Genomic DNA, 21,899 nt, shown 5'->3' on the forward strand with positions numbered 1-21,899 from the left:
GAGATGAAGCACGCCCCCGGGCGGCGCGACATTAGGAATAATCCGATTCGAAGGCCAGGGCACCACTCCTAGGCTGACGCGCATCGCTTTTGCGCGTGCCTGTCATGTCCTTCCGTGTTTCCTCCCGCCTGCGTGCGTGCCTGTCCGGCATGCTGACATTGGCGGGGTCCCTCTGCCTGTCACTGATCGTGGTCGCCCATGCGGCCGCGCATACGACGCTGGCGTTGGACCAGGAGGAAATCGCCTGGCGTCGCGCCCATCCGGTGTTGCGCGTGGGCGTATTCGCGGGCGATCACATGCCGCTGGAAGCCTGGATGGGAGGCCAGCCGGAAGGATTGGGCATCGACTACGTCCGCCTGCTTGCATCGCGCGCCGGCTTGCAGGTCGCCTTCCATCCATTCACCGACTGGGAGGCCGTCGCGTCGCGCTCCGCCAGGCGGGCACCGCCTTTCGATCTGCTGCTCGCGCTGCCCCATACCCGTGGCGACGAGGGCCACGTCCGCCTGCTGCGGACCTACCTGAGCGCCGCTCCCGTGCTGGTCACCCGTCGCAATGACACGCGCACGCGCGATCAACGGGATCTGGAGCGGGCGCGGATTCTCATCGAGCGCCGCTTCCAGGACACCATCGTGCGCCTGCAGGGCGCCTATCCGCACGCGGTGCTGCAGTACTGCGATACCGGCCTGCAATGCCTGGACAGCCTGGCCCGTGGCGAAGCCGACGCCTACATCGGCGTCACCGCGGCCCGCACCCGGGCGCTGCTGGCCGGTCGCCGGGCCGATGATCTCAACCTGACCGGATCGGCGGGCCTGCCGGCCCTGGCGTTCTCGCCCGCGGTGCGGGTCGATGCGGCTCCCCTGGCCTCGTTGCTGGACAAGGCCGCCGCCAGCATCGACGAAGCGGAACTGGCCCGGCTGCGCGATCGCTGGGGCTTTGGCGATTCCGCCGAAGACGGCGCCGCGGCCAACGCCTCGCTGAGCGCCGGGGAACTGGAACGCCTGCGCGCGCTGCCGACGCTGCGGGTGGGTTTCGAAGTGGATCGGTATCCGTACAGCTTCATGGACGGCGAAGGCCGGTTCGACGGACTGGCCGCGGATTATCTGGCCCACCTGGGCGAACAGCTGGGCCTGCGCCTGCAGCCGATTCCGGCACGCGACTGGGATCACCTGCAGCAGATGATCAAGTCCGGCGAGATCGATCTGGTCGCGGCCGGGACGCCGGACGATTTTCACCATGACGATGTCGCCTTCAGCCGGCCATACGAGTACTTCCCGGAAGTGATCGTGGCTTCCACCCACGGTCCTGCCATCGCCGGCGCACGCGACCTCGACGGGCGGGTGGTCGCGGTCCGCGACGAAGCCGGATTGATAGGCAGGCTGCAGAGCCAGTTGTCGCGGACCACGTTCCGCCCGGTTGCCAGCAACGAGGCGGGCCTGGCGATGGTGGCCGGACGACAGGCCGATGCCTACATCGGCACTCTGCCCGCGATCGATTCGCTGATACGCGATCACTATGCCGCGGATCTACGGGTGGTGGGGCCGGCGGAACTCGATCAGGAATTGGCGTTCGGCGCACGCGGCGATCTGCAGGCACTGCTGCCGCTGTTCGATCGCGTACTGGCCAACATGGCGCCCGCGCAGAAACGCGCCATCCGCGCGCGCTGGCTCAGCAGTTCCTATCACTACGGGGTGCCGTGGGGCTGGGTCGCGGGCGGCATCGCCATGGCCCTGGTCATCATCGGCGCGGTCATGCTGGCGTACGCCCGGTTGCACCGCCTGACCCGCGCCCGGGTGTGCGCCGAGCGCGCCCTGGAAACACAGCTGTCGTTCCAGCGCGCCTTGCTGGAAACCATTCCCTATCCCATCTTCGCCAGGGACGCGCATGGACGGTACCTGGCGGTCAACCAGGCCTACGAGGCGATGTTCCGATGCGGACGGGATTCACTGCTGGGGCGCCGGCTCGACGACGCGCGACCGGATCCGGGCGCGGATCTGGCCGGCATGCGGCTGGCCGATCGCGCACTGCCCGGACGCGAAGCCTCGGAACACGGCGAGCTGCGGCTGCCGGCGGCGGAGGCCGGCGCGGCACCACGCGACGTGATCCTGTGGTCGCATGCATTCCTCTATGACGCCGATGGACCCGCCGGGCGGCTGGCGACCCTTGTGGATGTCAGCGAGATCCGGGCCGCGCAGGCACGCGCGCGCTCTTCCGAGCAGCGCTTGTCCGACATCACCGACGCCATTCCGGCGACGGTCTTCCAGTTCCGCCTGTCGCCACGGGGCGAGCGGCGCTTCATCTATGCGGCCGGCAATGTGCAGGACCTGCTGGGCCTTTCCGCGGAACAACTGGTCGCCGACGAACGCCTGCTCTACGATCGCCTGCATCCCGATGATCGCGAACACCTCAAGGCCGCCTTGGGTGAGACCGCGAAAACCCTGCGCGCCCTGCCCACGCTGGATCTCCGGCTGAGGTTCGGGGATCGCTGGCATTGGTTGAGGACCGAGGCGGGACAGCCGCGCCGGCTGCCGGACGGAACCCTGGAATGGAGCGGATACTGGATTGACATCGACGCGGCGCACGCGCAGGAACAGGCGCTGCACGACGCCAAGGCGCGCGCCGAATCGGCCGCGGCGGCCAAGGCCGCGTTCCTGGCCTCGATGAGCCATGAGATCCGCACACCGATGGCAGGTGTGCTGGGCCTGATCGAACTGCTGGCGCGCACGACGATGAACCGCGATCAGGCGCACATGCTGCGCCTGGCCGACGACTCCGCCAAGGCGATGCTGCAGATCCTCGACGACATTCTCGACTATTCCCGGATCGAGGCCGGCCGGCTGGCGATCGCACGCCAGCCTTTCGATCCGCGCGCGCTGGTCGACAGCGTCGCCGGCCTGTTCACCGCGCGCGCCAGGGAGAAGCACGTCCGCCTGCACGTGGTCCAGGAAAACCGGGTGGCCGGCGCGCTGCTGGGCGACGCCACGCGGATCCGGCAGGTGCTCAGCAATCTGGTCAGCAACGCCATCAAGTTCACCGACGATGGCCATGTCGCGCTGACGCTGTCGGTCGTCGGGGACACCGAGGAAAGCCAGCGCATCCGCTTCACCATCACCGATACCGGCATAGGCATCGGGAAAGACGATCTTGCCCAGCTGTTCCGCCCCTTCGTGCAGGCGGAAGGATCCGAAGCGCGCCGGTTCGGGGGCACCGGGCTGGGCCTGGCGATCAGCCATCGCATCGCCTCCCTGATGGGCGGCGAACTGCGCCTGGCCAGCGAACCCGGCATCGGTACCGAGGCGGTGTTCGAACTGAACCTGCCGGTCAGCGAGCCGCTGCGGCCGGTGGCGGCATTCGCCGGCAAGCGTGTCTGGCTGCACAGCCGCGACCCGTGGCGAAACGAAGGGCTGTTCCATTCGCTGTCGGCGCTGGGTTTCGACGTGCTGGGCGACGAAGACCCGGAGCTTCCGGCGTCCCTCGGTTTCGATCTGGCGATCGTCGATGCCTGTGCCATCGGTCCCGCCGGTTGCGCGCCGGAAACGCCCTGCGTGCGCGTCGATCTGCAGGCGCCTCTCGCGGCAGGACCGGGTCGCGCCTGCATCGCGCTGCCGGGCGATCCGCTGCTGCACCACGCCGTGGCCGAGGCTTGCCGGGAAGCACTCGGGGAGCAGCCGGCGCGTGAAACGCTGCCCATGCTCCCGCCGGCGCCTCCCGCGAACCGGCATGTCCTGGTCGCGGAGGATCATCCGGTCAACCGGGCGCTGATCGCGCGCCAGCTGGATCGTCTCGGCTACACGCATACCGTGGTGGAGGATGGCGAACGCGCATTGGCCGTCCTCGCGGCGGGCGGCGTCGATCTGCTGATCACCGATTGCCACATGCCCGGCCTGGATGGGCTGGCGCTGACGCGCAGGATCCGCGCCGCCGAGCCGCCCGGCCGCCACCTGCCCGTCATCGCGCTTTCGGCCAGCGCGCTGCCCGAGCAGGTCAGGCGTTGCCTGGAGGCCGGCGCGGACGATTTCCTCGCCAAACCGGTGCGACTGGATCAACTGGCGGGCAAGCTGGCGCACCACCTGCGGCCACCACCCGCCTCCATGCCCGTGCCCGGACCGCAACCCGCGCCACAGGCCGTGCTTCCGGACCATGACGACGGCGACCTGATTCCCGACCTGGTTGTGGCGTGCCGCGAGGATCTCGCGCGACTGGACCGCCTGCCAGCCTCGGCGCTGGTCGCCCGACGCGAGCTGTTGCATCGCATGGAAGGAGCGCTGGCGCTGGTGGCGCCGGTTGCGGAAATCGACGTCTTCGCGGCGGATACACGTGTGGTCGATCAACGCGAGCAGGAGATACGCGAGCGGGTCGCGTTCCTGGAAGCATCACTCTCGCCAAGCGAACATCATGCCGGCGCGCCAGCCCCTTCGCCCTGACCACCTCGGCCTTTCCGTTCCCAAAGATCGATCCGCAGCCGGCTACGTACGGTCCGTGGCGACATCGTTCCGGTCCTGCACTTTTCACGGTTTCTCCCGGCGGCTGAGCCAACGCACCCACTCGCTTTGCTTTTTTTGCGGTCAGGGCAAAGGTCTCGGAGCTTTCCGATTCCGGGTCCCGGCCACGCCAGCCAATCTGCCGATCCGTCCGGAGTCCGCCGGACGCAATCACCGCGCGCTCCGGGCGTGCCGGACCGGAGGCATGAACAAGATGGAAGCAACGATGCTGTGGGCCGATCGTGGCCGGACCCTGCGCTGCGGAGAAACCGCCACTCCCCATGCACCGCCGCGCTGTCTCGCCGTTTCCCGCCAGGGCAATCTCGGCCTGCAGGCACGCCGGTTCTCGTTGTGGGTACAGATACGGGGAGAAGCCTGGATAGAGTCCGCCGAAGGACGATTCCGGCTGAGGCCGGGCCAGTGGATCGCCCTGGACCGGGAATCGCGCCCCACCGTCCAGGCCAGTTCGACCGGGCTGTGCCTGGGCATGTCGTTCGAGGCAGTCGGATCGCCCTCGCGACGGCCGGCGGATGATTCGCGGGTATATCCGGGTCGCGGACGGTTGAATCGCCGCGAACGCGTGGTCTTCCTGCGTTTGTGGCGGCGTGCCTGCCCACGTGCGCTGATGGGGGCCGGCAGCCACGGCGATACCCGGCCACTGCTGGCGTTCATGGCCGAAGTCCAGCGCGACCTCCAGCGCTTCGCGCAACGCTGCCCCGGCAGGACCCGCGGGCACCGCCACCAGGTATTCGTGCGGTTGCAGCGCGCCCGCCTGTACCTGAAGGGACATCATCACCGGCGCATCCCCATGCGCGAGCTCGCGCGCCTGGTCAACTTTTCGCACAGCTATTTTTCGCGCACCTACACCTTCGTCTACGAGGAACAGCCGCAGGTGACGGCATCGCGCATCCGGCTGGCCCATGCCGCGGATCTGCTGATCAGCACGGGTGCGCCCATCGGCGAGATCGCGCAGGCGTCCGGATTCGAGAACAACTGCAGCTTCTCGCGCGCCTTCCGCGCGCACTTCGGCATCTCCGCCACCGACTATCGCCGTCACGGCGATCAGCAGGAAGGCAATTCAGGCAAAGCGACTGCGTAAAGCTGGCAACGCCTCCGCTCACATCCGCCGGTAACGTTAATAAGGCGTTTTTTTTGGCCTTTTTTAGCGTTCCCAGGAGAGCATTCGAAATGAAGTACAAGAAGTCCACGTCGGCCCTGCGGCTCGGCGTCCTGCAGGCGTCCGTGCTGCTGGCCCTGTCCCCCGCCGCCTTCGCGCAATCGTCCGATGCCGTCTCGACACTGGACAAGGTCGAGGTGACGGGATCGCGTATCCGTGGTGCGCAAATGGAAACGCGTCAACCCGTGTTGACCCTCAGTCGCCAGGATATCGAGAAGCAGGGCTTCACGTCTGTCGTCGACGTGTTGCAGAACCTCACTTCTGCAGGCTCCCCTTCAATATCGCGCGCCAACGCGCTTTCTGCGGGTGAAGCCGTCGGCGGAAGCTACATCGACATCCGTCATCTCGGAAACACGCGCACGCTGGTCCTTATCAACGGAAAGCGGCTTGGTGCCACCACGTCGGGCTATCAGGACCTGAGTCAGATTCCGATGGCGGCGATCGAACGCATCGACGTACTCAAGGACGGTGCCTCCGCGATCTACGGTTCCGACGCCATCGCGGGTGTCGTCAATGTCATCACGCGCAAGCAGTCAGAAGGCTTGGAAGTGAACGCGTATTGGGGTCAGGAGAGCGCTGGCGACGGCCGCACCAACCAGTATTCCTTCAGCCTTGGCACCCAGGGCGAGCGCAGTGGGACCACTCTCTCGGTGGAGTACCACCAGCAGAAGCCGGTATCGGCAGCTGATCGATGGTTCAGCAAATGGGGGAGTGCGGGCCCGGACTACAAGGGCGATGGCTGGAGCCCCATCAGCCAGAACGGATCGTTCTGTGACCCCTGCTCGCCTGCGGCCGCGGCGAAATGGTGGACGCTGAGGGATGGCGGCGACCCCACGAATCGTGCGGACTATCGCTTGCACACCGCCGCCGACAATGCGAACGCCAACCAGCAGATGTTCCTCCAGACGGGCATCGAACGCCGTTCGGTCTTTGCCAGCGCGTACTACGACATCAATGATCGCGTTACCTTCAACGTGGATGCCCTGTACAACCATCGGACTACCGATCAGCAGATCGCCGGCTATCCCTACCAGTCCGCTGCCTTCGGAACACCGCTCAGCCGCGACAGCGCGTTCAACCCGACGCCCGGCCAGGACATCACCTTCCGCCGCCGCCTCTGGGAAGTCCCGCGCACAACCAGGAGCGAGCTGGAAACATATCGCTTCGCGGGAAGTCTCGATGGCAATTTCGAAATGGGTGGTCGCCAGTGGAACTGGGACATCGGCGCGCTCTGGAACCGCAACACGCTGACCAAGACCGGACATGGCGATGCCAGCCTGATCGCGACGCGTCAGGCGCTCGGGCCCTCTTTCATCAACGGCGACGGCATCGCGCAATGCGGCACCGCCAACAGCCCCATTCCGTTGACCGCCTGCCGCCCCTGGAATCCCCTCCTTCCTCACGGTGTGGATGGCCAAGGATCGCTGTCCAACGCGGATCTGCAACGTTTCCTGCTGCCTCACTACACCGATACCGGCCTGACCCGCACCACCAGCTATACCGCCAACCTGGCGGGCGGACTGTTCGATCTGTCGGCGGGCGAGGTGGGTTTGGCGATTGGCGTGGAGCATCGAAAGGAAGAAGGACGCTTTGCCCCGGATGCGTTCTCCCAATCGGTTGAGAGCACGGGTCTGGGCGGATCCACCACGGAAGGCTCCTACAAGCTCGATGAGGTTTATCTGGAACTGAATGTCCCGCTTCTCGCGGACCTTCCCGGCGCCAAGGAGCTGACGTTCAACGCCGCGGGACGCTATTCCGACTACAGCAATTTTGGCGACACGACCAACGCCAAGTACGGCTTCACGTGGCGTCCATTGGATGAACTTCTGGTTCGCGGCACGTATGCGGAAGGCTTCCGGGCGCCGTCCATCAGCAATCTGTATGGCGGATTCTCGACCAGCTTCGAGCGCTACACCGATCCCTGTGGCACGAAAGCAACCAACAGCGTGAATGGCAACGCAGCCTGCAATGCCGCCGGGGTTCCAGTGGGCTATGTCCAATTGGGACAAGGACTGATTCCCTGCACCAGCTATCCCTGCCAGACGCCGGACCAGTTCATCCGGATGCCTAACGCGCAGTTGCGCCCTGAGACCTCCCGCAGCAAGACCGTGGGCGTGGTCTGGAGTCCGATCTGGGTACAAGGCCTGGATATCTCGCTGGACTGGTATAACTACTCGCTCAAGGACATGATCATCTCCGACAGCGTTGATCGCATTCTTCGGGATTGCTATGTGCTCGGAAACGCATCCCGCTGCTCCTCCGTCCAGCGTGATCCGAATGACGGCCATATCACCGGCATGACGTACGGACTCATCAATCTTGGCCGCATGGAGACGGAAGGCTACGACCTGGGCGTCAAGTACCGGCTTCCCGAGTTTGCCGCAGGACAATTCAGCATCGACTGGCAGTCTTCCTACGTCAGCAAGTATGACGAACAGAAGCAGAACCGCCACGGAGTCGACATCATGAGCGGTTCGGTCGGCATCCCCGGCATCTTCCGCCTTCGCTCGAACCTTGGCGTCGATTGGCAGAAGAACGAGTTCGGCGTTTCGTGGACCGCACGCTACTACTCCGGCATGCGGGAAAGCTGCGTTCCCAACCGGCCGTGCACCGACCCCGACCGCTATGCCGACGGCGAGAAGAGTGCCGCCCGTCGCGTTGGGGCCAATACCTTCCACGACATCCAGGCGCGCGTGAACCTGCCGTGGGAAGCGACGGTTTCGCTGGGCGCGGACAACATGTTCAATCACCGCGGGCCATTGCTGTTCTCCAACTCGAATGCCCGCAGCAGTGATTTCCCGTACTACGGCGATTTCGACATCGGCAGGTTCATCTACATGAAGTACCAGCAGCGGTTCTGATCCGCTGCCAGAAGTATGAAATGCTCTCGACCTCTCCCGTCCGCGGGAGAGGTTTTTTCATGCATCCACACAGGCCGCCGCGCGTGCCAGCATCAGGTCGCGCTCGCGGGCGTTGCGGGTCAGGGCGGCGGCGCGTTCGAAGGCTTCGCGTGCTTCGCCGCGGCGACCCAGTTGTTCGAGCAGATCACCGCGGACCGCGGGTAGTTGCGGGTATTCGCGCAGCAGCGGTTCCTCGCCCAGTGCGTCCACCAGCGGCAAGGCCGCGGCGGCGCCCTCGGCGCGGCTCAGGGCGACGGCGCGATTGAGTTCCACCACCGGCGACGGCATCACCGCCGCCAGTTGCGCGTAGAACGCGGTGATGCGGGGCCAATCGGTCTGATCGGCGCGCACGGCGCGGGCGTGGCAGGCCGCGATCGAGGCCTGGAGGGTATAGGGCAGTTGCGCGCCGCCCAGTTTCACCGAGCGCTCCAGCGCCTGCAGGCCGCGCTGGATCTGCAGGCGATCCCAGCGCGCGCGATCCTGTTCCAGCAGCAGGATGGGGGTGCCGTCGGGCGCGGTGCGCGCGCGGGCCCGCGAGGCCTGCAGTTCCATCAGGGCCAGCAGGCCATGCACTTCCGGTTCGTTCGGCACCAGCCCGGCCAGCACGCGGCCCTGGCGCAGGGCTTCCTCGCACAGCGCCGGGCGCATCCAGTCGTCGCCGGCGGTGGCGGAGTAGCCTTCGTTGAAAATCAGGTAGACGACTTCCAGCACCGAATCCAGGCGCTCGGCCAGTTCGCTCCGGCGCGGCACCTCGAACGGCACCTGCTTCTGCGCCAGCGTGCGTTTGGCGCGCACGATGCGCTGGGCGATGGTCGGTTCCGATTGCAGGAATGCGCGCGCGATCTCGTCGGTGGACAAGCCGCCCAGCAGGCGCAGGGTCAGCGCCGCCCGCGCCTCGGTGGAGAGCACCGGGTGACAGGCGATGAACACCAGGCGCAGCAGATCGTCGCCGATGTCGTCTTCCAACCGATCGCTGTCGTCAGGGCCGGGCATGTCCTGCCCGTCCAGTTCGTAGGCCAGCTCGTCGTGCTTGCGTGCGTGCAGCTGGTGCTGGCGCAGGCGGTCGATGGCACGGTGCTTGGCCGCGGTCATCAGCCAGGCGGCGGGATTGTCGGGCACGCCCGACGCCGGCCAGCGTTCCAGCGCGGACACCAGCACGTCCTGGGCCATTTCCTCGGCCAGGCCGACGTCGCCCAGCATGCGGGTCAGGCGGGCGATCAGGCGCGGGGATTCCATCCGCCAGAGCGCGTCGAGGGTGCGGTGCAGGTCGTGGGGAGCCATGGCCGGCGATCTGACCACCGCCCGGCGCACCGTGCAAGCTGAATGGCGGACGCCTCATCGGCACACCCCTCGTCCAGGTCCGCGGGCGGTTCGCCTTCCCTGGGCGCGGCCGTCCGGAAGCCGCACTGTCGGCCGCGCCGACCGTGTCCGCTAGCAGCCGTCCAGTTCGAAGTAGTGCAGCGGCCGGATCTCGATGCCCCATCCCCAGGCCTCGCCTTCGCCCAGCCGCGTGGTGGGGTGCAGCATCGCGATGCGCACGGCATGGTCGATGTCGTCGGCCTCGATGAGAAACGCGCTGCCAATCCGCGCCGCGCCTGCCGCGAATGGTCCCTCGGCCACCTGCACCGCATCCCCGATCCGGCGCAGGCTGTGGATTTCCCGATCCAGCCCGGCGTCCAGGATGACCTGCCCGCTACCGTACAGTTCTTCCAGATGCGGCTCGCATCGCCGCATCGCCTGTTCGACCTGTTCGCGCGGACAGGCATCCATCCGCTCCGGATCGAAGTAGCCCAGGCACAGATATTTCATCGCGTCCGCCCTCCGCTCAGCGCACCGGACCGCGCGCGCCGTCCGGGCGTTCGAACTTCAGGTGCACGACCGCCGGCGTGGCCAGCGTGCGCACCAGCGCCAGGCCGTGCAGATCGTCGCCCACCTGTTCGAACAGGCGTTCGCCGCCGCCCAGCAGCACCGGCACCAGATGGAGCTCCATTTCATCCACCAGACCCGCCGACAGATACTGGCGCGCCGCCTGCGCGCCACCGGCCAGGGCGACGTCGCGGCCTTCGGCGGCGCGGCGCGCCTGTTCGAGTGCCACATGGATGCCCTCGGTGACGAAATGGAAGCGCGTTTCGCCCAGCACGAGCGGCGCACGCGGATGCCGGGTCAGCACGAACACCGGATGATGGAAGGGCGGTTCTTCTCCCCACCAGCCGTTCCAGGGCGTGCGCTCGTTCCATCCCCCCGGGTGTCCGCCGAACATGTTGCGCCCCATGATCGTGGCGCCGATGCCGGCCATCGATTCCTCCATGACCGTGGTGCTGGCGTTGACGTCACCACCTTGCATGCCGTGCGCCCGGCGCCACGACGCCAGCGCGGTTGCCCAGTGATGCAGGCGTTCGCCGCCGATGCCCAGCGGGTCCTGCATGCTCTGTCGCGGACCGGCGACATAACCGTCCAGCGAGATCGAAATACGCAAACGCAATCGCGACATGAGGTGCTCCTGGGATGTACCGGTCCGGGATGTTCCGCGCTCAGTCCTCGCCGGCGGCGATCTTCCGCTGGCGCTCGAGTTCTTCCGTCGAGGGTTGCTCCAGGCCGAAGTAGCCGTACTCCGGCCGGCCTTCCATGCGATAGCACTGGCGGATCACGCCGGTATCGAAGGCCTGGTGCGATTGCAGCCGCAACGATGCCGGCACCGCGCCGTCGGCGAACAGCCGCTTGCCCTCGCCCAGCACCACCGGGAACCACCACAGCTGCAATTCGTCGATCAGATCCTCGCGCAGCAGCGTCTGCACCAGTCCACCGCTGCCATGCACCTGCAGTTCGGCGCCGTGCTGGCGCTTCAGCCGGCGGATATCCGCCGCCACGTCGGCTTCCAGGCGCTCGCTGCCCTGCCACGCCAGCGTGTCCAGCGTGCGCGTGGCGACGTACTTGGGGATGCGGTTGAAGCGTGCGGCGACCGGATCCTCATCGCCGACATGCGGCCAATGGGCGGCGAATATCTCGTAGGTCCGCCGGCCCAGCAGCAGCGCGTCGAGATTCGCCATGCCGCCGTTGATCAGGGTGAGCATCGCCTCGTCGAAATAGGGCGCGGCCCAGCCACCATGCCGGAAGCCGCCGCTACGGTCCTCGTCCGGACCGCCCGGCGCCTGCACCACGCCGTCCAGGCTCAGGAACGCGGTCACCACCAGTTTCATGACGCCTGCTCCGTTTCCTGTCCCTGCTCCTGCATCGCGGCCATGTCCATGTAGACGACTTCCCACAGATGGCCGTCCGGATCCTCGAAGCAGCGCTGGTACATGAAGCCGTGGTCCTGCGGGTCGCGCGGCTGGCGACCACCCGACGCGATGGCCGCGTCGGCCAGCTTGTCCACGCCGGCGCGATCGTCCGCGGACAGGCACAGGATGGCCTGGGCATGCGTGCCCGGATCGCTCAGGGCCTTGTCGGTGAAGCCCTGGAAGAATTCCCGGGTCAGCAGCATCACGTAGATGGTGTCGCTGATCACCAGGCAGGCGCCCTGCTCGTTGGTGAACTGCGGGTTGAAATGATAGCCAAGGCCCTCGTAGAACGCTTTCGAGCGGGCCATGTCGGCAACGGGGATATTGACGAAGATTTGCGTGGGCATCGGAATTTTCCTTGTCGTGTGGCGTATGGATTGCGGAAAGGAAGTGGAGGGACTCAGGTGCAGTTGATCATCCAGCGCACGCCATGCCGATCGGCGAGGCTGCCGTAGCGCCGTGCCCAGAACGTCTGTTGCAGCGGCATCTCGACCACCTGCGCGCCTTCGGACAGCGTGGCGTACAGCGATTCGGCCTGCTCCGGATCATCCAGATCGATCACCACGTAGGCACCGGTGACGCCCTGATAGGGGTGGTCGGGCGTGGCGTCGGTCCCCATCAGGCTGAACGCGTCGACATCGACGCGACCATGCAGGATCCGCTCCTTGAGCGCGGCGGGCAGATCGCCGCAACCGGGGGTTTCGCCGAAGCTCTGCATCGCGACCACCTGGCCGCCCAGCAATCCGGCATACCAGGTCAGGGCCTGGCGGCAGTCGCCATCGAAACTGAGATAGTGCTTGAGTCGCATGGGAGGATTCCTTTTCTTATCAGGGATGTTGCGGGAGGGCGTGGATCGAGCGGCTGCGCGTCACTTCTCGCCGGCGATGCGCGCGGCCAGGCGTTCTTCCTGTTCACGCAGTTCCGGCGTGAGCGCTTCGCCGAAGTCCTCGAGCTCGAAGATCGGGCGGATTTCGACCTCGGCGCCGCCGTCGAAGGGCGCGCGCTTGAGCCACTCGATGGCTTCTTCCAGCGAACGCACCTGCCAGATCCAGAAGCCGGCGACCAGTTCCTTGGTCTCGGCGAACGGACCGTCGATGACGGTGCGCTGCTTGCCGTCGAAGCGCACGCGCGCGCCATGCGAGGTCGGGCGCAGGCCTTCGCCGGCCAGCATGACGCCGGCGTTGACGAGTTCCTCGTTGAAACGACCCATCTCTTCCAGCTGCTGCTGGGTGGGCATCACGCCGGCTTCGGAATCGGCATCGGCTTTCACGAACACAATCACTTTCATGTCGTACTCGTTCGGAGGAAATGGGAAGGGCGGCGTCCGGAGGCCGGAGCATCGCTGCTTACTGGGTACGACGGGCGTGAAGGGCGGGGATCGACAGCCCCCCGAAAAAAAAAGTTTTCCGCGGTGGGCGACTCCGGGCAGCGCCGGTCTCGACCGCTGCGACGGTTGGGCCGGAGGATGCCCGCCCCGTCCGGATGCGGCATCATGCGCGCTCCGGCGGCGGCCCCCGTCCCCTCACTGGAGCAAGACATGCAGTACCTGTTGCTGGTCTATACCGATGACGCCCTGCTGGAAACCCTGCCCCCGGGCGAATACGACCAACTGATGCGCGGCTGCCTGAGCCACGCCGACGAGCTGAAGCAGGCCGGCACGCTGATCGCCAGCCAGCAGCTGGAACCGGCACGGACCGCGCGCTCGCTGCGGGTCCGCAACGGCCAGCCGGCGATCACCGACGGTCCGTTCGCGGAGACCAAGGAAGTGCTGGCCGGCTTCAACCTGATCGAAGCCGGGAGCCTGGACGAGGCCGTGCGCATCGCTCACGAATTCCCGTGGTCACGTTTCGGCTGCATCGAAGTGCGGCCGGTGCACGACATGGGGCTGGAACGGCAGCGGGTCGGCCTGGGCTGAGTCCCGCCGCCGCGCAGTTACAGCTGCGCGCTGATCCGCGCTTTCACGCCGGGATGGTCGCGGTAATAGGCCGCGTTGTCGGCCAGATCACGCCAGCGGCGATGATCGGCCAGGGTCCGGCCAATCTGCTGGGCCAGCCGCTGCAGCAGCGCCGGCTCGGGCGGGTGCTCGCCTTCCAGCGCACCCTCCATCAGATGAAGCATGAGCTGCGCCCGGTCCAGGCAGGTCTCGGCCTCGCGGGAGGCGTTGCCGTGCAGGGCCTCCAGCCGCGCCGGGGGGAAGCGGGTGATGCCGACGTCGGCCAGGACCGGTTCGTGCGCCCCCTGCAACAGGTGCAGCAATTGCGACAGTGAGTTTTCGTTGGACGCGCTGCTCTCCTCGGGCATCGCGTCGACGCCGTCCTGGTGAGCGGTTTCACTTCTTGAATACGGATGCACGGGCAACCTCCTTGTGCGTTCGGTCGATGTGATCCCGTGCCCGTCCAGCGGCTCTCCCGTCGACGAAAAACGAGATTCAAACACGGTAGATGAATGCTCTGTAGATTGTCAAACGGTAGCGGGTGAGTCTGAGACATGGCCAAGCCGTCGCCCCCGCCGCGCTCCACGACCACCGCGCGCGAACGCATTTCCGCGAACCTGAAGAAACTGCGCAAGGCGCGCAATCTGAGCCAGGAAGAACTGGCTGAACTGGGCGAATTCCATCGCACCTACGTGTCACAGTTGGAGCGCTGCGTCACCAACATCTCCATTGACGGCCTGGAACGGCTGGCGAACGCGCTGTCGGTGGACATCCGGGAACTGCTCAAGCCGATCGACTGATCCGCGGGTCACGCCGCCCATCCGGTTCCGGCCGGCGACGACTCCCTACTCCGCCGCCATCCCGATCAGCCTGGCGACCGTGTTGAGGTTGCGCGCGGTGCCGGCACGCGCGGCAGGGATGACCAGGCGCGAATCGGCCATGCCGTCGCCGTAGTGCACGTAGATCTCGCGTTCGCCCAATGCCACCTGTTCGTCCCGTTGGTGCCGCAGCGTGGCCAGGGTATCGGCCGGCGGCGGCTCGTCCAGGAAGATCACCACCACCCGGTTGGGCGCCGCCGTGGTGAACGGCTGCGCCTCCAGCGCGCGCACGAGCTCCGCATGCTGGCGCAGCACCACCCCGACCGGCTTGCCGGCGTAGGCGGCCAGGCGTTCCTCCAGCGCGGCCTTCACCCCGGTGGCGCGCTTGGCGCTGCGGAACACCACGTTGCCACTGGCGATGTAGGTGCGCACGTCGCGGAAACCGGCGTCCTCGCACATGGCGCGCAGCTCGGCCATCGGCAGCTTGCCGGTCCCGCCGACATTCACGGCGCGCAGCAGGGCGATGTAGGTTTCCATCGCGCCAGCATACGCGCTCCCACCACGCGGCGGACGCCCACGGAAGTCCTCGCGGGCGTCCTCGCGGGCGTCCAGGGAACAACGGGATCGGAACGGTCTCCGCTTCTTCTGGAACAGGGGGTGACGGTGGTCGCCATGACTTTTCCCACGGGTCGCGCCGGCGCGCATCCGCGAAGCTTGCGCCATCGTTCCACCCGGATACCGCCATGCGCCCGTTGCCGCTGTTCCTGTTCGTCCTCGCGCTGCTGCCGCTGGCGGCCCACGCCGGGGAGCCGGTGCGGCCCAAGGTCGATTCCCGCCAATGCGGCATCAGCACGCAGTACAACGTGCTGGTCGATACCGGCGGCGTGTGGTTGTACCGCGACGAGGGTTCGCCGCGCGAGGTGTTCTTCCACGACGGCGAACTGAGCGTGGACCGCAAGGTGCGCACGATCAGCGATGCCGATGCGCAGCGCCTGCGCCAGCTGGAGTACCAGGCCTACCAGCTGATGCCGGAAGTGGCCGGGCTGGCCCGCGATTCGGTCGAGGTGACCTTCGATGCGCTGTCCGGCGTGGTCGAGGCGATGACCGGCAGCAAGCGCAAGGCGCGCAAGGTGGACGATTTCCGCAGCGAGGCGATCGCCCATGTCGATCGCACCCTGGGGCGTGGTCGCTGGGATCAGGAAGTCTTCGACGAGCAATTCGAGGAGAACATCGAGAACGCGGCCGAGTCGATGGCCTCGATGATCGGGCGCAGCGCGCTGTGGAGCGTGTTCACCGGCCGCGCCGGGCAACTGGAAGCACGCGCGGACAAGATGGACCAGGAACTGGAACAGATGCTGGAAGTGCGCACGAAGGCCATCGAGGCGCGCGCGGACGGCCTGTGCGCGCAGGTCCGCGCCATCGACGCCGTGCAGGCGGCGCTGGAATATCGCCACGATGGCCAGCCGCTGCGCCTGCTGGAAATCTCGGGCGATGACGGGGAAAACAAGGCGGCCGTGGCCGCGCGTCCCTGAGCGACGCCCGTCTTCGCCGGACGTGCGCCGGAAACGGAATCAGGCCGGCCCGTTTTCGCCCACCGGATGCACCACGAAGCCGTGCTTGCTGAAGATGCGGGCGAACTTGTCCGTGTTGCGGCCGAAGTAGAAGAACGCCTGCCCGCGCGTGTTGCCGGAGATGTGCTTGCGGTCCGCGTTCCAGAAACTGATGCGGTGGTGGGTGAAGCAGATGCGGGCACAGCGCGCGACCAGCACGTTGAACCAGCGGGTGTCGGTGGCGTTGTTGACCAACACCACGCCCTCGCCGAACTGGCCGGCTTCCAGCTGATCGACGAAACGGTTGACCGCGCGCGCGCACAGGCCCGCCGAGTAGGGCGGATTCATGAACACCCGCCCGCGCCGGCCGACATTCCAATCCTCGTCAAACGCGGACCGCTCGACGGTGAGAATCCGGCGCGCGCCGACGATCTCGTTGGCGGTTTCCGAGGTGAAGGGATCCAGATCGATGCCGCCCATCACCGCGCGCACCGAGTCCAGGTATTCCGGCGGGGTGAACCAGGAATCGGCGTCGCGGGCCTTGGCGGTCGGCACCCGGCCGATATAGCCGAGCCGGTGGGCGCTGGCGGTGGAAACCGGGAGCGCGACGATGTTGGTGCGGGGCGTCTTGGGCATGGTCGGCATTCTATGCGCAGGAGCCGGTCCTGCGCAGGCGTGGGTCCTAACGCAGCACGATCCGCAGATCGCGATTGGCGGTGGCGGCATTGCCGCTGTAGTCCAGCGCGGTGATCCGGATCAGGTACTCGCCGACGGGCAGTTCCGTGGGTTGCCAGGATCCGGCCTGCACCACGCCATCGCGGATCTTGTTGGTCACCACGTACTGGAAGCGGGTGACGGCGCTGCCATGCACGGTGATGCCGCTGTCCGGCGCGTAGGCGAGCATCACCGCATCCGGGTCCGGCGGCATGCGGTTGAACTCGATGTTCATTCGCGGCGCCTCGTGGCCGGGCAGTGGCCTGCCGTCAGCGTCCAGCAGCTGGTAGCCCAGCGCGTACAGCCCCAGCCGGCGGCGCGGCAGGTTGCGATCGACCTGATCCCAGGCTTCGGCCACGATCTGCACACCGGACAGTTCGCGCGGCACGATCAGCCGGCCGCGCTCCTTTTCGGTCAATGGCTGGCCCAGGGTATCGAGCAGGTGGATGCCGTCGATGCGCGGCGGCTGGTGATCGGCATAGCCGGTGAAGCCCAGCGCGATCGCGTTGCGCTCGTAACCGCTGGCGCCGACGCTCAGGTGCACGTGCGCCATCGGATTGATGGTGCCCAGCACGTCGCCGGCGTGGAAGCGCGTGCCGCGCCGGACCCGGATGCGTTCGGGCTGGCCGGCTTCGTCGAGCAGCAACTGGAAACGCGGGTCCGTCACTTCACCGCGCGCGGTGCGGCCCACCCGCATGTGGATGTAGGCCAGCATGTCCAGTCCCATTCCTTCGCCCTGTCCGCCGTATCCCCACGCGGCATGGGGACTGCTGACCTTGCCGTCGGCGATCGCCAGCACCGGCTGGCCGATGTCGCCGCGGATGTCCAGCCCGCTGTGCAGGTGATCGCGATTCTCCTTGCTGAAGTTGCCGCGTACCTCGCCCAGCGTGCCGACCACTTCGTGCCAGCCGTCCTGCGGATGCAGCGGCCAGCGTCCCTGCGTGTCCGGCAACGGCGCGTGCGGGGCGGGACCGGCGACCGGGGGCGGCGGCGTGCCGGTACGCGGCACGACGCGGTGCACGCGGTAGCCGGTGGCGTCGGTGGCGTACAGCAGGCCGCGCGCATCCAGCGCCAGGCCGGCCGGGCGCGAGAGACGCTCCTGCTGCGCCAGGCCGGTGATCACGCGGACATGGCCGTCGGTGGCGATCTGGAGGATGCGGCCACCGCTCATTTCCGCCACGTACAGCACGCCGTCGCGGGTGATCGCCAGCGCCAGCGGACGGCCGATGCCGGTGGACCCGTCCGGCCACCAGGTCCTGGCGGTGCCGACCACGCCATCGGCGGTGACATGGCGGATTGCGTTGTTGCGCAGATCTGCCACCCACAACACGCCCTGCCGATCGATCGCCAGCGCGGTGGGCGTGTCGAAACGCGCCGCCGCTCCCATGCCGTCGACGAAGCCGGGATACCCGCCACCGGCCAACGTGGTGACCTGGCCGTCGGGCGAGATGAGCCGGATGCGATCGTTGTAGGTATCGGCGACGTACACCCGCCCCTGCGCATCCACCGTCACGCCGGTCGGTCCGTCGAACCGCGCCTGCGCGGCCGCGCCGTCGCGATGGCCGGCGGTGCCATCGCCGGCCAGCGTGCTGACGATGCCCTGCGGCGTGATCCGGCGGATGGCGTGGTTGCCGGTGTCGGCGACATACAGATTGCCGGCGCGATCCAGCGCCAGTCCGGACGGCGTGTGGAAAGCCGCCGCGGTGCCCGCGCCATCGCGGAATCCTTCCACCGATCCGGCCAGGGTGGCCACCTGCCCATCGCGGCCGATCCGGCGGATGCGGTTGCTGTCGCCGCCATCGGCCACGTAGACGGTACCGTCGCCCGCGAGCGCTATCCCGTAGGGATCGGCGAAGCGCGCGGCGGCCGGTGAGCCATCGCGATCACCGCGGATACCGTCACCGGCAATCAATTCCAGCTGCGCGGCCCAGCCCAGCGGCGTCGGTGCAGGTCCGACGCGCGGCTTCACCGTGGGTGCGAAGGGATCGAAGAAGAACGTGGCCGCCAGGGCCAGGGCGGTCAGGCCGATGACCAGACCCAACCAGGTTTTGCGCGTCATGCCGGTACGGGCTCCTGTCGAACGGCGCGGCGACCATCGTGGCGCGGCCGTCGTGGCGATGATCACATTCTTGCATGCGCCGCCGCCCTCGATCCGCCCGAATCGCTACCATCGCAGTCCATGTTCTCCGATCCCGCCCACGACGTCGCTCTTCCTGTCGCCGCACCCACCTGGACGCGCCGGCTCGCCACCGCGACGCAACTGGCCTGCCTCGTGTTCCTGGCGACGGCATCGCTGCTGCAATTCCTGCGTCCGGATCTGGACTGGCAACGCACGCCGTTGAGTTTCTATCTGGTCGGTCCGCACGGTCCGCTGCTGCAGGCGGCGTATCTGTTGCTGGCATCGGGACTGATCGGACTGGGCGTGTCGGCATATCGCAGCGGCGCGGCGCAGGCCCGCAGCGCGGCGCCGTTGCTGCTGTTCGTGATCGCCGGCATCGCGCTGGCGATCACGGCATTGGCGCAGACGCCGTTTCCCGGACGCCCGTTGACCTTGCAGGGGCTGGTGCACGGGCTCGCGGCACAGACCGCGTTCCTGTGCGTCACCGTGGCGATGCTGTTGCAGGCCTGGCGCTGGCGCGCCGACCCCGGTTTCCGGCACCGCTTCGCGCCCGCGTTCTGGCTGGCGGTGCTGTGTTTCCTCGCGCTGTGGACACACGTGCTGGTCCGCGATCTGCCCAGGGGCGCCAGCCAGAAGGCCGTCATCGCGTTGATCGGCCTGTGGCTGGTGCTGGCAGCCGGCTGGGTGGGTCGCGACCGGCGCGGATGATTCAGCGCGCGGTCCTGCCGCCCAGGTGGCGCGAGAGGAAGGCCAGCAGGCGCGTGTAGTACTCACGCCGATGTTCTTCGGTATAGAAACCGTGGCCTTCGGTCTTGTAGTACAGGGTTTCCACCGGCACGCCGGCCTGCTTCAACGCTTTTTCCATGCGCTCGGAATGCGCGAGCGGCGCGCGCTCGTCGCGCCCGCCGGCGGCGAGGAACACCGGCGCCTTGATGCGCGCGGCCAGGGTGGTGGGGGAACGCGCGGCCAGGCCTTCGGGCGGTCCCATCCAATCGCCCGCCCAGGTCTTGCCCGAGCGGCTGCGGTTGGATTGGCGCCTATGCATCAGGCGCAGGTCGTAGACGCCGACGTACCCGGCCGCGCAGCGATACAGATCCGGTTCCCGGGCCGCGCCCATCAACGCCGCGTAGCCGCCATAGCTGGCACCGTAGATGCAGATGCGCGCGGGATCGGCGATGCGCTGCTCGATCGCCCAGCGGGTGGCGTCGGTGAGATCATCCTGCATCCGCCCACCCCATTCGCGCGCACCGGCCTGCACGTGCGCGCGTCCGTAGTTGCCGGAACCGCGATAGTTGACCCGCAGGACCGCATAACCGGCCTCGGCGAGCATCTGCGCCTCGCTGTCGAATCCCCATTCGTCGAAGATGCCGAACGGGCCGCCATGCGGAAGCAGCACCATCGGCGCTTGCGCCTCGGCATTGCGCGGCAGGGTGAGATAGCCATGCAGCGGCAAGCCGTCCCGCGCCTTCATCTGCACCAGGCGGGTGGGCAGGACGACCGCGGGATCGAACCATTCGCGGGTGGAGAACACCCGGTCCGCCTTTTTCTCGACGGTGTCGAACAGGAAGTAATCGCCGTGGTTGCGATCGCTCCACACGAACAGCAGCGCCAGCCGGCCATCCGCGGTGATCGAGGTCATGTGGACGCCATGCCCCGGGAACGCGCGTTCCAGCGCGCGGTAGAACCGCGCGGTCTTGCCCTTCTCGTCGAAGAAGGCATTGCGGACGCCCTCATGCACATAGGACACGCCAATCGGGGTCCGGCCATCGACGTCGTACAGCGTGCGGAACGGATCCACCACACGATCGCGCAACAGTTCGGTGTACGTCCCGTCGGTCGGGTTCCAGCCAACGATGGCATCCGGTCCGTTCTTCCGTTCCACCTGCAGATAGGCGGTGCGGCCGTCGGCCGAGAAACCCAGTGGGAACTCGCGGTGCCCGGTGTCGTTCTCGTCGTTGATCAGGCGCCATTCGGCCCGGTCGCCGTCGCGGTAGTAGAGCCTGCTCGCGTTGTCCACGTCGGCGCCGTGCGCGAAACGGACCACGCCCGCCTGGTCGGTGGTGAAATCCGCGCGCCGCACCGGCGCGGTCGCCACGGTGATTCGCCGTCGCGTGTAGATGTCGAGCCGGTCGATCGAGATGTAGGGATCGGTCGTCAGCGGCATCGCGGCAACCAGCACGTTGCGCTCGTCATCCGGCAGGGTGTCGGTGAGGAAAACCGCGCGCGGCGGGCCGGGCGTGTCCGTGCGGCTTCCAATCTCACCGGTGCCGAACGGACTGGCCAGCAGGCGCGCGCCGCTGCCGTCGGCATTCACCGCATGCAACTGGCCAATCACCGACGGCTGGTCGCGCGAGCCCAGCCTTTCGGCCATCGATACGACCACGCGTTCGTTGTTGGCCCACCAGAAATCGTCCACCACCGAATCGCGATCGCCGCCGATCTTGGCGGTGACCGTGCGATCCGAACGCCGGAGTATCGCCAGCACGGTGCGATCCTCGAGCGGCACGGTGACCGCGTAGTAGTCTCCGGTGGGGGAGATCTTGATGCGTTCGAACTGATCCGGCCGCAGATACGGCGCCAGATCCACGGGGGTGCCCGCATCGCTCCCCTGCGCCCACGCCGCCATCGGCGCCAGGCACAACAACAACCCACCCCAAGTCCGCTTGCGCATTCCGATTCCGAATCCCTGGCAGTCCCCCGCATGCCCCGTGCATGCGCCTCCCGGGGCGCATCGTCGCAGTTGGCACGCTTTCCGTCCACGGTCGGGCCGGGTCAACAACTGACGCGGCACGGCGCCGACGTCACCTTTGGTACCGACCGCCGCTTGCCGCATGTCCTTGAAAAGGCGGAATTTCCCGCGATGGCACGAAGCCTGCGTATTTCCAGGCGTGGGGATGGAGAGGTGCGGGACGCAGGGAGGAGCAAGGGCTGG

19 protein-coding genes are annotated in these 21,899 nt (G+C 67.3%); 7 read left to right on the forward strand and 12 right to left on the reverse strand.

What is annotated here, in order from left to right:
- Nucleotides 1-104: 104 nt before the first annotated feature.
- The 3 genes from FG323_RS10055 (at nucleotide 105) to FG323_RS10065 (ending at nucleotide 8,516) form a co-directional block, all read left to right on the forward strand.
- The gene (locus FG323_RS10055) at nucleotides 105-4,421 is read left to right on the forward strand and encodes a transporter substrate-binding domain-containing protein (protein WP_141454373.1); all 4,317 of its coding nucleotides are present in this window, start codon (nucleotides 105-107) and stop codon (nucleotides 4,419-4,421) included.
- A gap of 262 nt (nucleotides 4,422-4,683) precedes the next feature.
- Entirely contained in the window at nucleotides 4,684-5,577 is an 894-nt protein-coding gene (locus FG323_RS10060) for an AraC family transcriptional regulator (RefSeq protein ID WP_181444160.1), read from the forward strand.
- 89 nt (nucleotides 5,578-5,666) lie between these two features.
- Nucleotides 5,667-8,516, forward strand: coding sequence for a TonB-dependent receptor (locus FG323_RS10065; RefSeq protein ID WP_141454375.1), 2,850 nt, complete (start codon nucleotides 5,667-5,669; stop codon nucleotides 8,514-8,516).
- Nucleotides 8,517-8,573: 57 nt separating this feature from the next.
- On the opposite strand, the gene FG323_RS10070 is transcribed toward FG323_RS10065, so the two are convergent.
- From FG323_RS10070 to FG323_RS10100, 7 genes are all read right to left on the reverse strand, one after another.
- Nucleotides 8,574-9,836 carry an RNA polymerase sigma factor gene (locus tag FG323_RS10070; protein ID WP_141454376.1) on the reverse strand — a complete coding sequence of 421 codons (1,263 nt, stop codon included), beginning with the start codon at nucleotides 9,834-9,836 and terminating at the stop codon, nucleotides 8,574-8,576.
- Between the two features lie 150 nt (nucleotides 9,837-9,986).
- The gene (locus FG323_RS10075; protein WP_141454377.1) at nucleotides 9,987-10,364 is read right to left on the reverse strand and encodes a YciI family protein; all 378 of its coding nucleotides are present in this window, start codon (nucleotides 10,362-10,364) and stop codon (nucleotides 9,987-9,989) included.
- Nucleotides 10,365-10,380: 16 nt separating this feature from the next.
- Entirely contained in the window at nucleotides 10,381-11,046 is a 666-nt protein-coding gene (locus tag FG323_RS10080) for a dihydrofolate reductase family protein (RefSeq protein ID WP_141454378.1), read from the reverse strand.
- A gap of 40 nt (nucleotides 11,047-11,086) precedes the next feature.
- On the reverse strand, nucleotides 11,087-11,752 hold the full coding sequence (locus tag FG323_RS10085; RefSeq protein WP_141454379.1) for a dihydrofolate reductase family protein: 666 nt from the start codon (nucleotides 11,750-11,752) through the stop codon (nucleotides 11,087-11,089).
- Entirely contained in the window at nucleotides 11,749-12,180 is a 432-nt protein-coding gene (locus tag FG323_RS10090) for a VOC family protein (protein ID WP_141454380.1), read from the reverse strand. Before FG323_RS10090 ends, FG323_RS10085 begins: the two co-directional genes overlap by 4 nt.
- A 53-nt stretch (nucleotides 12,181-12,233) precedes the next feature.
- Nucleotides 12,234-12,641: a VOC family protein gene (locus tag FG323_RS10095; protein WP_141454381.1), complete on the reverse strand. Its 408-nt coding sequence runs from the start codon at nucleotides 12,639-12,641 to the stop codon at nucleotides 12,234-12,236.
- 60 nt (nucleotides 12,642-12,701) lie between these two features.
- Nucleotides 12,702-13,121: a YciI family protein gene (locus FG323_RS10100; protein WP_141454382.1), complete on the reverse strand. Its 420-nt coding sequence runs from the start codon at nucleotides 13,119-13,121 to the stop codon at nucleotides 12,702-12,704.
- A 249-nt stretch (nucleotides 13,122-13,370) separates the two neighbouring features.
- Between FG323_RS10100 and FG323_RS10105 the strand changes: the two genes are divergently transcribed.
- On the forward strand, nucleotides 13,371-13,748 hold the full coding sequence (locus tag FG323_RS10105; protein ID WP_141454383.1) for a YciI family protein: 378 nt from the start codon (nucleotides 13,371-13,373) through the stop codon (nucleotides 13,746-13,748).
- Between the two features lie 17 nt (nucleotides 13,749-13,765).
- Here the strand turns inward: FG323_RS10105 and FG323_RS10110 are convergent, their stop codons facing one another.
- Nucleotides 13,766-14,185, reverse strand: a complete 420-nt coding sequence (locus FG323_RS10110) for a hypothetical protein (protein ID WP_141454384.1) — start codon at nucleotides 14,183-14,185, stop codon at nucleotides 13,766-13,768.
- 135 nt (nucleotides 14,186-14,320) lie between these two features.
- Between FG323_RS10110 and FG323_RS10115 the strand changes: the two genes are divergently transcribed.
- Nucleotides 14,321-14,566 (forward strand): helix-turn-helix transcriptional regulator, encoded by a 246-nt coding sequence (locus tag FG323_RS10115; protein ID WP_141454385.1) that lies wholly within the window; start codon nucleotides 14,321-14,323, stop codon nucleotides 14,564-14,566.
- Nucleotides 14,567-14,611: 45 nt separating this feature from the next.
- Here the strand turns inward: FG323_RS10115 and FG323_RS10120 are convergent, their stop codons facing one another.
- Nucleotides 14,612-15,121, reverse strand: a complete 510-nt coding sequence (locus FG323_RS10120; protein ID WP_141454387.1) for a DUF1697 domain-containing protein — start codon at nucleotides 15,119-15,121, stop codon at nucleotides 14,612-14,614.
- Nucleotides 15,122-15,327: 206 nt separating this feature from the next.
- Here FG323_RS10120 and FG323_RS10125 point away from each other — a divergent pair, with 206 nt between their 5' ends.
- The gene (locus FG323_RS10125; protein ID WP_141454388.1) at nucleotides 15,328-16,116 is read left to right on the forward strand and encodes a DUF2884 family protein; all 789 of its coding nucleotides are present in this window, start codon (nucleotides 15,328-15,330) and stop codon (nucleotides 16,114-16,116) included.
- A gap of 39 nt (nucleotides 16,117-16,155) precedes the next feature.
- On the opposite strand, the gene FG323_RS10130 is transcribed toward FG323_RS10125, so the two are convergent.
- Together FG323_RS10130 and FG323_RS10135 are read right to left on the reverse strand one after the other, a co-directional pair.
- On the reverse strand, nucleotides 16,156-16,770 hold the full coding sequence (locus FG323_RS10130; RefSeq protein WP_181444161.1) for a DNA N-6-adenine-methyltransferase: 615 nt from the start codon (nucleotides 16,768-16,770) through the stop codon (nucleotides 16,156-16,158).
- A 46-nt stretch (nucleotides 16,771-16,816) separates the two neighbouring features.
- On the reverse strand, nucleotides 16,817-18,907 hold the full coding sequence (locus FG323_RS10135) for a gluconolaconase (protein ID WP_141454391.1): 2,091 nt from the start codon (nucleotides 18,905-18,907) through the stop codon (nucleotides 16,817-16,819).
- Between the two features lie 120 nt (nucleotides 18,908-19,027).
- Here FG323_RS10135 and FG323_RS10140 point away from each other — a divergent pair, with 120 nt between their 5' ends.
- On the forward strand, nucleotides 19,028-19,675 hold the full coding sequence (locus tag FG323_RS10140) for a DUF998 domain-containing protein (RefSeq protein ID WP_141454393.1): 648 nt from the start codon (nucleotides 19,028-19,030) through the stop codon (nucleotides 19,673-19,675).
- A gap of 1 nt (nucleotide 19,676) precedes the next feature.
- Here the strand turns inward: FG323_RS10140 and FG323_RS10145 are convergent, their stop codons facing one another.
- Nucleotides 19,677-21,593 carry a S9 family peptidase gene (locus FG323_RS10145; protein WP_141454617.1) on the reverse strand — a complete coding sequence of 639 codons (1,917 nt, stop codon included), beginning with the start codon at nucleotides 21,591-21,593 and terminating at the stop codon, nucleotides 19,677-19,679.
- Between the last annotated feature and the right edge of the window lie 306 nt (nucleotides 21,594-21,899).

This window comes from Pseudoxanthomonas sp. z9 (assembly GCF_006542425.1).
Lineage (GTDB): Bacteria > Pseudomonadota > Gammaproteobacteria > Xanthomonadales > Xanthomonadaceae > Pseudoxanthomonas_A.

Bases quoted from the DNA above. Each gene is read 5' to 3' on its own strand.
- FG323_RS10055 (WP_141454373.1), top strand. From the start codon at position 105: ATGTCCTTCCGTGTTTCCTCCCGCCTGCGTGCGTGCCTGTCCGGCATG.
- FG323_RS10060 (WP_181444160.1), top strand. From the start codon at position 4,684: ATGAACAAGATGGAAGCAACGATGCTGTGGGCCGATCGTGGCCGGACC.
- FG323_RS10065 (WP_141454375.1), top strand. From the start codon at position 5,667: ATGAAGTACAAGAAGTCCACGTCGGCCCTGCGGCTCGGCGTCCTGCAG.
- FG323_RS10070 (WP_141454376.1), bottom strand. From the start codon at position 9,836: ATGGCTCCCCACGACCTGCACCGCACCCTCGACGCGCTCTGGCGGATG.
- FG323_RS10075 (WP_141454377.1), bottom strand. From the start codon at position 10,364: ATGAAATATCTGTGCCTGGGCTACTTCGATCCGGAGCGGATGGATGCC.
- FG323_RS10080 (WP_141454378.1), bottom strand. From the start codon at position 11,046: ATGTCGCGATTGCGTTTGCGTATTTCGATCTCGCTGGACGGTTATGTC.
- FG323_RS10085 (WP_141454379.1), bottom strand. From the start codon at position 11,752: ATGAAACTGGTGGTGACCGCGTTCCTGAGCCTGGACGGCGTGGTGCAG.
- FG323_RS10090 (WP_141454380.1), bottom strand. From the start codon at position 12,180: ATGCCCACGCAAATCTTCGTCAATATCCCCGTTGCCGACATGGCCCGC.
- FG323_RS10095 (WP_141454381.1), bottom strand. From the start codon at position 12,641: ATGCGACTCAAGCACTATCTCAGTTTCGATGGCGACTGCCGCCAGGCC.
- FG323_RS10100 (WP_141454382.1), bottom strand. From the start codon at position 13,121: ATGAAAGTGATTGTGTTCGTGAAAGCCGATGCCGATTCCGAAGCCGGC.
- FG323_RS10105 (WP_141454383.1), top strand. From the start codon at position 13,371: ATGCAGTACCTGTTGCTGGTCTATACCGATGACGCCCTGCTGGAAACC.
- FG323_RS10115 (WP_141454385.1), top strand. From the start codon at position 14,321: ATGGCCAAGCCGTCGCCCCCGCCGCGCTCCACGACCACCGCGCGCGAA.
- FG323_RS10120 (WP_141454387.1), bottom strand. From the start codon at position 15,121: ATGGAAACCTACATCGCCCTGCTGCGCGCCGTGAATGTCGGCGGGACC.
- FG323_RS10125 (WP_141454388.1), top strand. From the start codon at position 15,328: ATGCGCCCGTTGCCGCTGTTCCTGTTCGTCCTCGCGCTGCTGCCGCTG.
- FG323_RS10130 (WP_181444161.1), bottom strand. From the start codon at position 16,770: ATGCCCAAGACGCCCCGCACCAACATCGTCGCGCTCCCGGTTTCCACC.
- FG323_RS10135 (WP_141454391.1), bottom strand. From the start codon at position 18,907: ATGACGCGCAAAACCTGGTTGGGTCTGGTCATCGGCCTGACCGCCCTG.
- FG323_RS10140 (WP_141454393.1), top strand. From the start codon at position 19,028: ATGTTCTCCGATCCCGCCCACGACGTCGCTCTTCCTGTCGCCGCACCC.
- FG323_RS10145 (WP_141454617.1), bottom strand. From the start codon at position 21,593: ATGGCGGCGTGGGCGCAGGGGAGCGATGCGGGCACCCCCGTGGATCTG.